The organism is Paenibacillus sp. OAE614, from assembly GCF_040546645.1.
Taxonomy (GTDB): Bacteria; Bacillota; Bacilli; order Paenibacillales; family Paenibacillaceae; genus Paenibacillus_AQ; species Paenibacillus_AQ favisporus.
The window spans coordinates 6,922,350-6,936,924 of the sequence record NZ_JBEPOD010000001.1 but is presented as its reverse complement, the minus strand read 5'-3'; the positions used below and the strand labels follow the sequence as shown (position 1 = coordinate 6,936,924).

Annotated in this window: 6 protein-coding genes; all 6 read right to left on the bottom strand. The window is 57.7% G+C overall.

Going from position 1 to position 14,575, the window contains the following annotated elements; genetic code table 11:
• Positions 1 to 228: 228 nt before the first annotated feature.
• Complete coding sequence (locus ABIE48_RS31785; protein WP_192716904.1) at positions 229 to 2,973, bottom strand: alpha-mannosidase; 2,745 nt, start codon at positions 2,971 to 2,973, stop codon at positions 229 to 231.
• A 695-nt stretch (positions 2,974 to 3,668) separates the two neighbouring features.
• Positions 3,669 to 6,785, bottom strand: coding sequence for a beta-galactosidase (locus ABIE48_RS31780; RefSeq protein WP_192716905.1), 3,117 nt, complete (start codon positions 6,783 to 6,785; stop codon positions 3,669 to 3,671).
• Entirely contained in the window at positions 6,782 to 8,101 is a 1,320-nt protein-coding gene (locus tag ABIE48_RS31775; protein WP_145027533.1) for a glycoside hydrolase family 125 protein, read from the bottom strand. The genes ABIE48_RS31780 and ABIE48_RS31775 overlap by 4 nt, the downstream gene beginning before the upstream one ends.
• 99 nt (positions 8,102 to 8,200) lie before the next feature.
• Entirely contained in the window at positions 8,201 to 11,302 is a 3,102-nt protein-coding gene (locus ABIE48_RS31770; RefSeq protein ID WP_192716906.1) for an alpha-mannosidase, read from the bottom strand.
• The gene (locus tag ABIE48_RS31765) at positions 11,303 to 13,606 is read right to left on the bottom strand and encodes a glycoside hydrolase family 3 N-terminal domain-containing protein (RefSeq protein WP_192716907.1); all 2,304 of its coding nucleotides are present in this window, start codon (positions 13,604 to 13,606) and stop codon (positions 11,303 to 11,305) included. It lies immediately after the preceding gene.
• 39 nt (positions 13,607 to 13,645) lie between these two features.
• Positions 13,646 to 14,566, bottom strand: a complete 921-nt coding sequence (locus tag ABIE48_RS31760; protein ID WP_076172477.1) for a carbohydrate ABC transporter permease — start codon at positions 14,564 to 14,566, stop codon at positions 13,646 to 13,648.
• Between the last annotated feature and the right edge of the window lie 9 nt (positions 14,567 to 14,575).

Below are 14,575 nucleotides of genomic sequence, written 5' to 3'. Positions count from 1 at the left end.
CATCTCTTGCAAATCAACAATTGATTACGTTCAAATTTACTGGAACATAAATCATCTGTCAATTATAAAAATAGCGGGTAATTCTGGTAAATAGATGGGAATTAGTATATTTAAATTGTCAAGGAGCCGGGGTTGCCGGAGGAGGAAAAAGCCCCCCTCACCCCCCTATTATAAATCACTTTTTGAATAAATCTATGAATACTAAATTATTCCATACAGTTAAACATACTAGCGCTCAATACCTATCGTTACGATTTCGCAAGGTCCCGCTTCCAGCTCCAAAGACTCAGACAGCTGTTCTACCGAAGCTCCTTCCGTCTCTTCCAGAATGGTCGTTTTATATGCACGGCTCACCGATTGAGGCCATTCTAACCGAAGGCTGGCAGGCTGCTGTTTCATGTTGTACCAGCGAAGCATATGATCTCCGGAATCCTCGTTGACGGTCCACGCCGAGAAAGCGACTCCCTCTCCGCTCCAGGCAAAAGGAGCATGAACCGCAGACAGATCGCCGGAATGGATACCCGTTTGCACGCTTGTCCATGGAATTTGGAATTGGTAGGCTTCCGCGTAAGCTCCGGAATCCTCCCCGCGGCCGTCATGCGGAATGATTTCAAGCTGAACTGCATGTTCGCCAAGGCATTGAGCCTCCGGCGTCGGGAACCAGCCCCAGTCGCCCAATTCTCCGACCGAACGCAGCAGCGTGACCGCGATGGTATTCCGGCCGTCCCGCAGCACTTCATACTCGTTCAAGCCGAGGTTGGCTACCGCCAGGCCGGCTGTCTCCCCGCTCACATCGACAAAAGCCTGCTGGTGCTGGGCGTTGCTCGGATTCTGCCATTCGATCGCGGGCTGATTATCCCGTGTCACGATTTCAAACATGGAGTCCACGCGGTGCCGGCTTGCTTCAATGTCAGTCGGGAACAATGCGCGGACGCGGTGATCCTTGGCCTGGTTGTTAAACGAGGCCTTCACTTTAACGCCCTTGCCGTCCTTCTCCAGACGTACCAGGGTACGGATCTTCATTGGCACGGTTTCTTTCACCCGTTGAGCTTTGCGCTCCGGATAGTAGACCACTTCGATCTGCTCTTTCTGAAGAAGCTCATCCGCCGATGCCGGTACCTCCCAGTCATGAACGATTTCGAGCGTAGCGCGGTAAGGCGTATCTTCCACAACCCGGATCGATGCTTGCAGATCGCGCGTCGTCAGCGGAGCTTCGCCTTCCGGCTGCTTGTACATGTATTCGTTGCCGATGTCCCCGGTATCCTCATAAACGAGCAGGTCACGGTATTCGCGTCCGTTTCGCTTGTCGGTTACCGTAAGGCTTCCGTTCGGCTGGGCCGCTACCCGCAGGATGCTATTTTCCATCACGTTGTTCCCGGTAATCAGCGTTGCTGAAGCATTGTCCGAGTGCTGCGCCGCTGCCTGGCCAGACACGAGTGCATACGCCCGAAGTCCGTGCGCCGGAACGGCGTCCGCCTGCAGCGTAATTCGCACGGCACGCGCCATATACGGCTGACGGAACCGGTCATCCGGCAGATCGTAGCCGAAGCGCTGGCCCAGATCCTCGAGCGTAAAAGGCACCTGCTTTCCGCTCGGGTCCAGCACCACACGCTCACCAAGCTCGAGCGCCTGAATCCGGCGGCTGATTTCGTCCAGCGGGATGCCGTCGCGGAAGTAAATCCGCTGTACGTCCAACTCGACGGATACGGTACCGGTCCGCTCCCATCCGGTAGTGTTAAACACCACAAACGGGAGCGCATCTTCGCCATACTGCGCGAAGGATGACGTATCCACCGCATCGGCCACCGCCCGCTTGCTGTCATCAATGATCGATTCCGCCACGTCGCGGCTCTTCGCAAAGCGGGTTACCATCTCGCGGTGAACCTCATCGACGCTGCAGCCGCAGATGCTGTCATGCGGATGGTTCTGCATCAGCGTTTTCCATGCATACGTAAACAGATGATGCGGGTAGGCCTGACCGGTCAGGTGGGCATACGCCGCCAGCGGCTCGGCTACCTTTTCCAGCAGCGCCTGGCCATGCTGGTTCATCTGCTTGAGATATACGCGGGCAGACGCCGTGTTCACAAGCGTCCCCCAGCCGTCGGTCCGCTGGCTCCGAAGCTCGCCGCGAACGACGGACAGCTCGTTCTCTTGATGGCCTTTGACCGATTCCAAATACTGCGGGAAGTTCGAGTGAACGAACTCGGTGTCCGGGTAGAGCTTGCGCGCAGTATCCAGCGCTTCAGCCAAATCGGTCTGGATCGGCTGGTGGTCGCAGCCGTTCATGAAGAGAAGCTCCGGCGTCGACGCGTACTTCTCCGCGTCCGCCAGCTTCCGGTCCCAGAACGCCTTCGCCTCTTCGGGATCGGCCGGAATTTCGTTGCCGTTGCTGTACCAGTTGGCAAACAGAATGCCGAGCACCTTGGAGCCATCCGGACCTTCCCAGATGAGCTCCGAGAAGGAAGACTCATATTCGGAGTCGGCAACGGTATTGTTAAAGCCGGTTGGCTTGACGCCGCGGCCGAACAAGGCGTTATCGATGCCGGATTGGCGCATCAGCTGCGGCGCCTGGCCGACGATGCCAAAGGTGTCGGGGAAATATCCCACCTTGGAAATTTGCCCGTAACGGCGGGCGTCCTTATGGCCGATTTGCATGTTGCGGATGTTGGCCTCGCCGCTGGTCAGGAACGCATCCTGCAGAATATACCACGGGCCGATGAAAATGCGGCCTTCGCGGATGTATTTTTCAAGCCGTTCCTTCTGCTCGGGACGCACCTGAAGGTAATCCTCCAGAATGATCGTTTGCCCGTCCAGGTAAAAGCTCTTGTACTCCGTATCGTTCTCCAACGTATCCATCAGCACGTCCATCAGACGGATGAGACGGACATGATGTTTTTCATAGGGCAAATACCATTCCCGGTCCCAGTGAGTATGGGAGATGATATGCGCCGTTCGTTTCGGCTTGTTTGACATAGAAATCGGTTCTCCTTTCCTTGGGCGGCTTGTTCCCGATCGGAACTCTCATCCCCTGCTTGCAGATCAACATATCGGGCTAAGGTCCAGCTTATAGCCAAACCCTGCCCTGGATAAATTTGCACTGTCATGGATAGCCGGACACTGGCATGGATGACTTACGGATATAATCAGCTCCTTCCGTAAGTGTCCATCCATCGCGTACAAATTAACATTCAAAGTAAGTCTTAAATATAACCTATATATAATAGAAGAAAAAAATTTGGCGATCCGTACATCAGACGATTTCTGCAGGCCTGAACCTTCGATTAAAAGTTAATAAAAAGCCCCTGCCGATTGCCCAGTTTTGGTGATCAATCCCAAAGAACTCCCCAAATAGGAGGACGCCAGGGGCTCAACATTCAAAAGCCGGCTATTGCTGCCAAAAGCCCTTTAATCAAATAAGCTCGCGGCCTTCCTGCCGGAACGGCATCGGCTTCGAAAAAAACATGTGTCCATTCACAGTGGACAAAAACTTCGCCTCCGATACGACAGTGGAAAGGCGCAGGATCCTGGATCCCGCACCAATATTATCCTTTTCCCCTGCCCTGCAAGGATTGGTTTGATGCCCATTCCGTTTGGCCGTGACGGCTCTCACCCCTGCAAAAACTCCTGACGATCGCCTATACCTTATTGTACAAATTAACTCAACATTCTTAGTCTACTTGGATGTCAACCTCGTCCGGCCGGTACACGGCGGTAATGCGGCCCTCCCGGTCGGCCGCAAACAACACGCTGCGGTCGCTCTCGAGCGTAAAGCTGTAGCGGGCTCCGGACTGCGGGTCCTTGACCTGTACCGGGGCATCCCAGCCGTACTCGGAGACGAACACGTACAAGCTGCCGTCCTTGAAGCTGAGCTTCCGGCCGTACACGCCAGGCAGGTCCCCACCGGCCAGCCACTCGAGCTCACGCTCTACGCCAGCTGCGGCAGCCGCGTACCGGTACAGCTCGAGGATCGGCTCGTCCCGGCCGTTCAGCTCGAGCGGCAGCGGGCTCCAGATCAGCCGGCCCTTGCCCAGCGGCACATCCACGAGCGCGTCCATGCTTGCGCCGGTCCCTGCGGCCGGGATTTCCTTCGCCACCTCGGCGATCCGCCGGTGCCCAAAGGATACCGGCAGCAGCCGGCCGTTCACGCCGAGCATTTCCTCCCGGCGCACATTGGCAAGCCGGCGCTCGCCGAGGACGGCGTCGAGGCGCGTAGTCGTACGCCAGTAGGCGTCCAGGCCGAGCGGGCCGGTGGCGAGCAGCGTCGCGCCGGTCTCCTTGACGAGCTCCAGCAGCTCGTGAAGCGCCCGGCTGTCCATGTTATGAGGGCTCGGCAGCAGGATCAGCTTCGGCGCCTTCTGCCGCAGCGCGTCCAGATGGTATTCCGACGCCGCACGGAATGGCAGCTTCAGGTCATAAGCCAGCAGCCGGGTCAGCCGCGTCGTTGACTGGAACGCAAATGCTCGGTTCGAGAAGTCGTTGGAGTACGGGAAGACGGCGACGATGTCCTCGAGCTCCCGGTCCGTAAACAAGTCCCGCGTGGCCGCGATGAAGCGTCCAAAGTCGTAGGATACGTCCGCTTCCGGCTTCTCCGTGCCATCGGCGCGGAGGGCTCCGATATGCGATTCGTTGGCGTTGTCCATATAGAAGTTCGTATTCCAGATCCAGTGGATCGCACCGGCTCCCCCGGTAGAGAAGGCATAAGCGTATTTCCGCTCCAAAATGCTGCGCAGCTCCGCTTCGGACCGCTTGGCGCGGCCGTCCGGGGTTTCGACGTACATAATGCCGGTCTCTTGAATCAGGTTCGGCTTATCCGGCGTTTTGGTGAAAATGCCGTCCCATACCAGATAGTCGTTCAACCACCAGGAGTGCACCGTCGTATAATCGACGGCCTGCTCATAGAAGAACGGAGATGGGCGCTGGGCGCCGAGCGCTTCGTCCTGCCCGACGGTCACCAAATGGTCAGGGCATAGCTCCTTGATCGTTCCGACGAGCTGCTTGGCCCACCGGTTGTGCATATCCATCGAGAACAGGCAGTAATCGAGCCATCTCGTTCCCTTCTTGGCTTTGTGCATATCCTGCACGTCGAAGTTGATCTCTTCCGCTTCCGGAATGGATGCCGAAGCAAAGTCGGGCAGCTGGTCCGGCGTCATGTTCCATGCTTCCTGGAGGCTGCGGATATCGCCGTGGCGGCGCTCTAGCCACTCCACGAACGCCTGGTGCTCAAACGGATCCCGGGCGGAACGCGGTCCCTCCGAGAAAATCCGCGGCGGATCAAACATCGACGGTTCGTTAATCAAATCCCAGTCCACATGCGTCGTGGCCGTATGGCGGCTGACGATGCTGCGGATGAAGCGTTTCTGGGCCTCGACGCTCTGCGGGTCGAGATAAGGGTTCAGCCCTTCCCACGTCTCCGGTGTGAAGGAGAAGAACGTAAAGGTCACCTGCAGGCCATGGCGCTTGGCCGTCAGGAAGAAGGCGTCGATCGCGCGCAGTACTTCCTCCGAGGCATGGCCGTCGACTTGCATAATATTCCGGTAAGCCGTCCAGACGCCGGTGCGGATCCAGTTGATACCCGCCTTGGCCATCTGGGCCATGTCCCGCTCCCATACGTCCACGTTCGGCAGGAACAAGAACTTGCGCGCCACGTCGGAGGTCATGTACGTCATGCCCACAACGGGCAGCGGCCGCCCGTCTTTGATGAAATAGTCGCGGCTGCGGGTAATCGGCGAGCCCTCGGCCAGAAGGAGGTCGTCACGGCCCCAGAAGCCCTGCCGCAGCACGCGAATCTCGCCATCCGGTCCCTCTGCGCGGCATACGATGCGGTACAGCCCGCTCTTCAAGGCCAGAGGCACCGGAATGCGCACGAAGTTCTGCTCCTTCGTCACCTGCGCCTGGAACCGGTGGCTCCAGGCCTCTCCGCTTCTACTCTCATGGCTTACTTCCAGCTCGAAGCTCCACAGCTCAGGTGCCGCACTGCGCGATTCCCCGCGCTGCAAAATCTGCGTCTGCAGCGTCAGCACTGCGTGTTCCCCGGCTTCGTACGAAGCGTAGTTTGGCTTCAGCGACAGCTCGGTCACGCCCCGGGCGCAGAAACGCGCCCAGTCGATCAGGTGCGCAGCACCCTTCCCGCTCCAGAACGCTTCCGTTAGCGGCAGGAACACGAACATCCAGCGCGAGCCGGCGAACGTCACGCGGGAGTTCTCCCACAGCACGATCGGCGCGGCGATCTCGCGCCCTTCGGCGCTGAGGCCGGTAAGCAGCGGATAAATCTGCGTGCTCATCGGGCCGGCTGAGCCCATCTGCTGCGGCAAATCGGCGCTTTTGGTCGTATGCGGCACCAGGTTCCAGGCATCTGCCATCTCAAACAGGCCTTCTTGGCCGTTCAGCAGCGGGATGCGGTCCGAAACGGCGAGTTTTGTGACTTTGCCTGCGTCCACCCGCAGCGCTTCGTGAATATAGAGTTCCTGATGATAAGCGGTTTGCTCGGTCTCCAAAACCCAAGACCCATTATCCCGTACCACAGGAATTTTAAAAGGCGCCCCGCCTGCACTGATCAGGCTGCCTCCCCGGTGCAGGAAGGCGGAAATTTCCGTCCAGGCAGCCTTTGGAAAATAAGGCGCGTGCAAATTGACAAAACAACCTTGATCCACTTCGCGAAGCGCATCAGCCAGTTCTTCGGCGCGAACGACCGCCACTTCTGCGGCATGCTGGAAGTCTCCGGCCTGCGGGAGCTTGCCAGCAGCCGGGAAATCCGGATCGCATAGAATGATGATATGCCGGCTCATAGCAGACCGTCCTTCATGGCCTTATACACGAGCTGGGAGAACAGGCTGTTGGACCAGGCAAACCATTTTCGTGTAAAAATGGTCGGATCGTCAGCGTGGAACCCTTCATGCATAAAGCCTGTATCCGCATCGGTCGCTTCCAGCATGGCGATCATCTCCAGCTTCTCTTCGGCCGTCTGCGCGGTCAATCCCTGCATGGACAAGGCCATATGCCAGATATAGTCCTCCGGCGTGTGCGGGCTGCCGATGCCCTTGGCCGCCTTGCCCTCGAAGTAGAACGGATTTTCTTTGCTGAGCGCAAACCGTCTCGTATTTTGATAAATCGGATCGTCCGCCGTTGTGTATCCCAGGTAAGGGATGGACATCAGGCCCGGCGTACCGGCGTCATCCATCAGGCAGTAGTTGCCGTAGCCGTCGGTCTCGTAGGCGTAAATCGGCCCGAACTGCGGATGGCGGTAAATGCCGTACAGCTGAATACCGTAGTTGACTTCGATCTCCAGCTCTTTGAGCTCGGCCAGCATGTCCATGTCGCGGAAGACCCACTCGGAGAACTCCTGCATTTGGCGCAGCGCCACGACCGCAAACATATTGCCCGGAATGTTGTAATGGAAGTCGCAAGCGTCGTCGCTGGAGCGGAAGCCCGACCAGATCATACCTGTGTAGTTAACCGGCATGCCCATTCCGTTATTGCGAAGGGAGTCGGTCAGGATGCCGTTGTTGCGCGTAAAACGGTACGGAGACTTCTCGAAGTGGTGCTGCTCCGTTTTGAACACGTCGATGATGGCGCGCATGGCCTTTTTGAAATTGGCATCGAAAATATCGGTCAGCTCGGTTTCCTTCCAGTACAGGTACGCCAGACGAATGACGAAGCACAGCGAATCGATCTCGAATTTGCGTTCCCACACCCATGGGGACATGTCCGTTTCGTCCGTCGTATTCCAGTGCCAGTCATTGGCCGACTCATTGAACGCATTGGCGTACGGGTCGATCAAGACGTAGTGAACATGGCGTTTGATCAATCCGCCGATAATGCGCTGCAGATCCTGGTCTTCCTTGGCAAAAGGCACGTAATGGACGACCTGCTCCACGGAATCGCGCAGCCAGGAGGCCGGGATGTCTCCTGTAATGACGAAGGTCGTTCCGTCGTCCATCAGCTTAGTTGTCGTTTCCAGCGTATTTGGAAAGCAGTTTTTGAACAGCTGCAGCAGCTTCGGCCGGTGGGCCAGCTTCTGCTCGGCTTCTTTAATTACGTCCTGGATCGCACGCGGCATCTCCAGCGCTGGCATCGGTATTTTAGGAAGTCTGAATTGTTCCAAAGCGATACGCCCCTTTACTTGGCTGAATTGTAGAGTGTAATGATGTCACATCAAATCATGTATTGTTATACGATCTATACCGAACTTCTATATATTGCGTTAATCAACCTGCTTAAGCAGGACGGTTTTAATTTCATAAGGGGCAAAAGACAATTGCAGTTTCCCCTCCTGAAGCTGCAGCGGATGGGCCGGCTCCTCCAGCGCGTTGGACAGATAAGCCTCTGTGATGGCACCCGGCCATGTCAGCTCGATCTGTTCGCGTCCACCGGTCGATTCATAAAACCGCAGGATGACGTCGCTTCCGTCCTCGGACGGTTTCACCGTGTCGAGCACGACGTGTCCACCGGATAGAGAAATCAGCGATCCCGTTGACGGACGACAGCCTTGTGCACCAGACTCCGCCTGGCGAACCGGCATGTCCACGTTCAGCTCCGCCGCCTGACGGACGGTGTGTGACTCCCTCCAGCCGCCTTGATGCGGCAGCAAAGAGTAGGTGAAGTCATGCTCGCCAAGGTCTGCCGTCACGTCCGGCCACTTCGGTGCCCGCAGCAGAGACAGACGGATCGTGCTGCCCTGAACGTCATAGCCGTATTTGCAGTCGTTCAGCAGGCTGACGCCGTATCCATGCTCCGACACGTCCACGAAGCGGTGTCCGCATACCTCGTACTGCGCCTGCTCCCAGCTCGTGTTCCGGTGGGTGGCGCGCTCAAGGGAACCAAATGGAATTTCGTAGGTCGCCTTATCGGTGACCACATCGACCGGAAAGCCCACTTTCAGAAGCTTGTGCGCCTCGTTCCAGTGGACATGCGTTTTGAAATCGATCCGCCGGTCATGGTGATAGAAGATCATGTCCTGCGTGATTTCGGACTGGCCGATCTTCCAGCGGAAGCGAAGCACATCTTTGGTGCTTCCGGCCAGAACCAGCCGCTTCTCGAGCAGCTCCGCCTCACCGGCCGGCTGCTGTTCGTAGCGGGTGTCAATGTCCCAGGCGTCCCACAGCGTCGGACGGTCGTGGAAGAAGTGGAACCGGTTGGCGCGTTCCCCTTGCTTCACGACTTCCCGGCCGGCAGCCTTATCCAGCAGGCTGGTGATTTCGCCCCGCTCGTTGAACCGCACGAGGTAAGCGGAAGTCTCCCACGTATCGCCGAACGATTGAACTCCGTCGGAGTCAGCATTCACAGCGGCTTCCGGCTTCACCCACACGGTTTTATAACCCAGTGCCGGTACGTCGGGAACCCGCACGGAGATTCCGCCTTCGACAGCGTCCGTCTCCAGGAGCGTGCCGTGCTCGTCATAAGCGGCCAAGGCGCATTCACCTTGTTCGGCTTCGATATGAACTACACTGCTCCGGCTCCATCCGAGACTGTTGAAGACAACGTACGGAGTACCCTCCTTGCCGGAAGTGTCGATATCCGACACCAGCGTGTTCAGCCCTTCGCTCAAGGCATGTTCTCCCTTGGCGAAAATTTCGCCGTATTCCTTGTCCGACGTTTCATACGTTTCGGTAATCGCCGATCCCGGAATGATGTCATGGAACTGATTCAGCAGGATCAGCTTCCAGCCGTCATGCAGCTGCTGCGTCACCTCTGTACGGTTGGCCGCATCCATGTTCGGCCCAGCCAGCGTGTTCCACAGCTCGGCTTCCCGGTACAGCACCTCCGCTTTGCGGTTGCTGCGTTTGTTGCGGGCATGCGTCGTATACGTGCCGCGGTGCAGCTCCAAATAGAGATCGCCGCGCCACGTCGGAAGCACCGGACCAGCCTGCTCGATGCTCTCGAAGAACTTGGCAGCTGTACTATAGCGGCTTGCCGGCTGCCCGACCATCAGATCGGACCGGTCGATGTACTCCAGCATCTCGCGGGTGACACCACCGCCGCCGTCCCCGTGTCCGTACAAGAGCATCTGCTCGGGATGCAGCGCCTTTTCCCGGTAGGACTGCCAGTGATCGTGAACATCCTTCGGCAGTGTGTGTTCGTTCACGCCATGGTTCAGATAAGACAAAATCGGCGTTCCATCGATGCCGACCCAATGGAACAAATCGTATGGGAACAGGTTGGTGTCGTTCCAACCGAGCTTGGTCGTCATGAAATAATCCACTTTGCCGTGCTTCAAAATTTGTGGCAGTGATGCGCAGTAGCCAAACGTGTCCGGCAGCCATTCGATATTCGACATCCGGCCGAATTCCTCCTGGTAGAACCGCTGGCCGTACAGCATCTGCCGGATCAGCGATTCGCCGCTCGGCAGATTCAGGTCGGGCTCGACCCACATGCCGCCGACCAGCTCCCAGCGTCCTTCCACGATCCGCGCCTTGACCCGTTCGAACAGCTCGGGATCGTTTTCCTTCAGAAACGCGAAGAGCTGCGGCTGGCTTTGTGTATACCGGTACTCCGGATATTCCTCCATCAGCCGGTCGACGGTCGAGAACGTGCGGCTCGCCTTGCGCACCGTTTCGCGGACAGGCCACAGCCAGGCGATATCGATGTGCGACTGGCCGACCATATGCTCCAGCCCCTCGGCATTGCCGCCTACTTCCTGGACGTCTGCTCTAAGCGCTGCCTCGATTTCGGCAACGTCCCTGCCATCACGGATGGCCGCCGCATCCAGGTTCACGAACCGGTCCATCGCCCGGTACAGTACTTCCATCAGGCGCACGCGGCGGAAGTCTTCCTGCGGCAGCAGCACCAGCGAGTCACGCACGACGGTGACCGTATACATCAGGCTCAGCACCGCATGATTCGGCCGCACAAGCAGACTCGTGACCGACGTGATCGGCGGGTTGATGACCGCCTGCTGGTTCAATGGATCGACCGGTTCCGGAACCGGATCAAACAGCTCGATTTCGAGTTCCGGCGTCTCTCCGATCACTGCAGGATCGAGCGTTACATACGTATGATTGCGGTCGAGGCCCTGGTAGGAAACCCCGTTGACGCGCAGAAGCCCTTCTCCGCCCGAAGCGAAGACGAGCCCGAACGGCTCGGATGGCCAGCCTTCCGGCAGCTCAAGCCGGGTCCGGAAGAAATATGTCGTTCCTTGCTTGCTTGGAAAAGAGGCCAGCCCCTTCCCTTCCGGGTAAGGAGCCGTATTTTCATATTCGCCAGGCAATTTGTAGTAAGAGCGGGCGATGTCCCAGCTGCGGAGCTCTGTCTGCTCCAGCCAGCGGTTGTCCGATAATTCACGGATAAAGCGTCTGATCCGTTCCATTTATTTACCCTCCCGCACGGCCAACTCCGTGCTCATCGTGTCGTTTACATGTCTGCCGACATGGATCCGGAACAGCCCCGGTTCCACGACGGGCTTCAGGTCCCTGCCCACGTACTGCAGCTGTTCCCTGCCGATCTTAAATTCCACGGTCCAGGACTCACCCGGTTCAAGTTCCACTTTCGTAAACCCTTTGAGCTCCATCAACGGACGGCTTGCGGCGCTCACAACATCTGAAATGTACAGCTGCACGACTTCCGCTCCGGTACGGCTGCCGGTGTTCGTCAAGTTCACCGACACGGTTGCCGTTTCGTCTTCCGTTATCGAATCGGCGCTGATGCGGAGCTGATCGTAACCAAAGGTCGTATAACTGAGGCCATAGCCGAACGGGTAACGCGGCTTCGAGTCCTCTTCCATATACCGCTTGCCCCGCGAGCGTTTGCCGTTGTAATATACCGGCAGCTGGCCGACATGCTTCGGAATCGATACGGTGAGCCGTCCGGACGGATTGGCGTCGCCGAACAAAATGTCCGCCACCGCGTGTCCGCCCTCCTGCCCCGGATACCAGGCCTCCAGAATGGCGTCGGCATGCTCGTCCACCCATGGTTCGGCAATCGGACGGCCGTTAATGTACACCACGACGAGACGCTTGCCAAGTTTGTGGATCTCCTGAATCAGTTCCAGCTGCACGCCCGCCAATCCCAGCGTCATGCGGTCGATGCCTTCGCCGCACTCCATGTCGTTCCAAGAGCTGTCCGACACCTTCGAGGCGCCGGTCTTCAGGTCGATCGTCCCTTCGCCGAAATCGCGGGCACTCGATCCACCCATCACCATCACCACGGTGTCTGCCTGAGACACGCAGGACAGCGCAGTGTCAAATCCTTCGCGGGAATCGCCTTTAATCCGGCAGCCCGGCGCATATAGTACCCGGCCGGATTCGGCGCCGAGCTTCGCCCGGATGCCCTTCAGCACGGTCGCCACTTTGTCCGCCGGCTGCGGCGACGTGTAATCACCCAGCTGGTTATAGCCGTGGTCTGCGTTCGGACCGATCACCGCAATGGTGCCCGCCCGCTTGTCCAGCGGCAGCGCATCCTTCTCGTTCTTCAAGAGAATGATGCCTTCCTCCGCCAACTTGCGTGCCAGCTGCACATGCTCGCTTTGGCCAATGACCTGCCCAGCCCGCTCCGGATCCACATATGGCCGGTCGAACAAGCCCAGCTTGAACTTGAGTACCAGCACCCGCAGCACCGCCCGGTCCAGGACACCAATGCCAAGCTTGCCCTGGCTGACCGCCTCCAGCAGATACCGGCCGAACATTTCGCCGGACATCTCCATGTCGATGCCCGCCTTGATGGCCTGAACGGCGGCGTCCATGCCGTCTTCCGCCACATCATGACCCGCGGCCAGCATGTCGATGGCCCCACAGTCGGTGATGACCATGCCGTCAAATCCCCACTGCTTGCGGAGGACGTCCTCCAGCAGTTCCGTGTTGACCGTGCATGGCACACCGTCAATTTCGTTATACGCCGGCATGATGGATGCGGCGCCGGCTTCCACTGCTTTCTTGAACGGATACAGGTCCACCTCAAGCAGCTCGCGCCAGCCCATGTGCACCGGGCCGGCGTTGCGTCCGCCTTCGGAGCTGCCGTATCCGACAAAATGCTTCAGCGTCGCGGCAACGCTCGCGTCGCTGTCCAAAGCATCGCCCTGAAGCCCCTGGACCGACGCGGCGGCAAATTCGCCGATCAGGTAAGGGTCTTCGGCGAAGCACTCCTCCGTGCGTCCCCAGCGGGGATCGCGCACGACGTCCAGCACTGGCGAGTATGTCACCGCCCCGCCCTGCGCCCGCGTCTCCGCGGCGACGGCGCGGCACATCTCGCGGTACAAATCAACGTTCCACGTGCTCCCGAGCAGCAGCGGCACCGGATACACCGTGCCGTCGATCGCCATATGCCCGTGCGAGCACTCCTCCCCGATCAGGATCGGAATGCCGAGCCGGGAATTCTCAATGGCATAACGCTGAATTTCGTTAACCGCCTCCGCACCTTCCTTGGCGGACAGGCCGTTCTCCAGCGTGACGCCGGTCCAGGGATCGGCGCGCAGCACCCCGTACAGGGAACCGACACCGCCATTTTGGACCTGCTGCTTAAAAGACTCCGTTAATTCAATTTTCCCATCTCTATGTTCATAGGTTTGCCAGCCGAACGGCTGCACGAGCTGGCCGACCTTTTCTTCCAAAGTCATCAGACCTAGCAAATGCCGGGCCCTCTCTACAGCTGGTCTCGTCTTGTCTTTGTAAATCAACATCTCGACTTCTCTCCTGTCTCCCTATAGTGATGTTGTTTATTATTCTTTGACGGCACCTACGGTAAGTCCTTGTACAAAATAACGTTGGAAGAACGGATATGCAAAAATAATTGGCAGCGTAGCGAGCACGACCATCGCCATACGGGACGTATCCTGCGGAATGGACTGCAGTGCAGCCATGCTGAGCGAGCTGTTGGCCGAGTTTTGCTGAATGAATTGAATGCTCGATTCGATCCGCATCAGCATCGATTGCAGCGGCACCAAGTTCGGATTGTCGATATAGAGCAAGGCATTAAACCAGTCGTTCCAATACCCTAGCGTACTGAACAGTCCGATCGTCGCCAGACCTGGCAAAGACAACGGCAGCACGATGCGGAGGAAAATGTAGAAATCGCCTGCGCCGTCGATTCGGCCCGATTCGATAATCGCCTCCGGTACGCTGGTGCTGTAGAACGTACGCAGAATCATGATATAAAAAGCGTTCATCGCGAGCGGTAATATCAGCGCCCACAGCGTATCTTTCAATCCGAGCAATTGCGACACGACCATATACGTCGGAATCATCCCGCCGTTAAACAGCATGGTAAGAATCGCGAATACGGAGAAAAATCTGCGGTAGCGGAAGCTTTTCCGTGAAATAGCATAGGCGTATAGCGAGATCAGGATCAAGCTGACGAGCGTACCCACGACGGTAACGAGGATCGTCACGCCATAGGAACGAAGCAGCGTGTCGCCGCTTTGAAATACGAATTTGTAAGCCTCGAAGCTCCATTTGGCCGGGATCAGACGGTAGCCGTCCGTTGCCAGCGTTTTTTCATCGGTTAACGAGATAATGACGACGAACAGAAAAGGAAATACGCACAAGAAGGAAAAGATCGCCGCAATCGTATGAAGAACAGCGTTCGCGCCGCGCGAAACATGATGAAAATCCCGTTTTTTTCTTTGAATGACCTCCGCCATAACCTGACA

Bases quoted from the DNA above. Each gene is read 5' to 3' on its own strand.
- ABIE48_RS31765 (WP_192716907.1), bottom strand. From the start codon at position 13,606: ATGTTGATTTACAAAGACAAGACGAGACCAGCTGTAGAGAGGGCCCGG.
- ABIE48_RS31770 (WP_192716906.1), bottom strand. From the start codon at position 11,302: ATGGAACGGATCAGACGCTTTATCCGTGAATTATCGGACAACCGCTGG.
- ABIE48_RS31780 (WP_192716905.1), bottom strand. From the start codon at position 6,785: ATGAGCCGGCATATCATCATTCTATGCGATCCGGATTTCCCGGCTGCT.
- ABIE48_RS31760 (WP_076172477.1), bottom strand. From the start codon at position 14,566: ATGGCGGAGGTCATTCAAAGAAAAAAACGGGATTTTCATCATGTTTCG.
- ABIE48_RS31785 (WP_192716904.1), bottom strand. From the start codon at position 2,973: ATGTCAAACAAGCCGAAACGAACGGCGCATATCATCTCCCATACTCAC.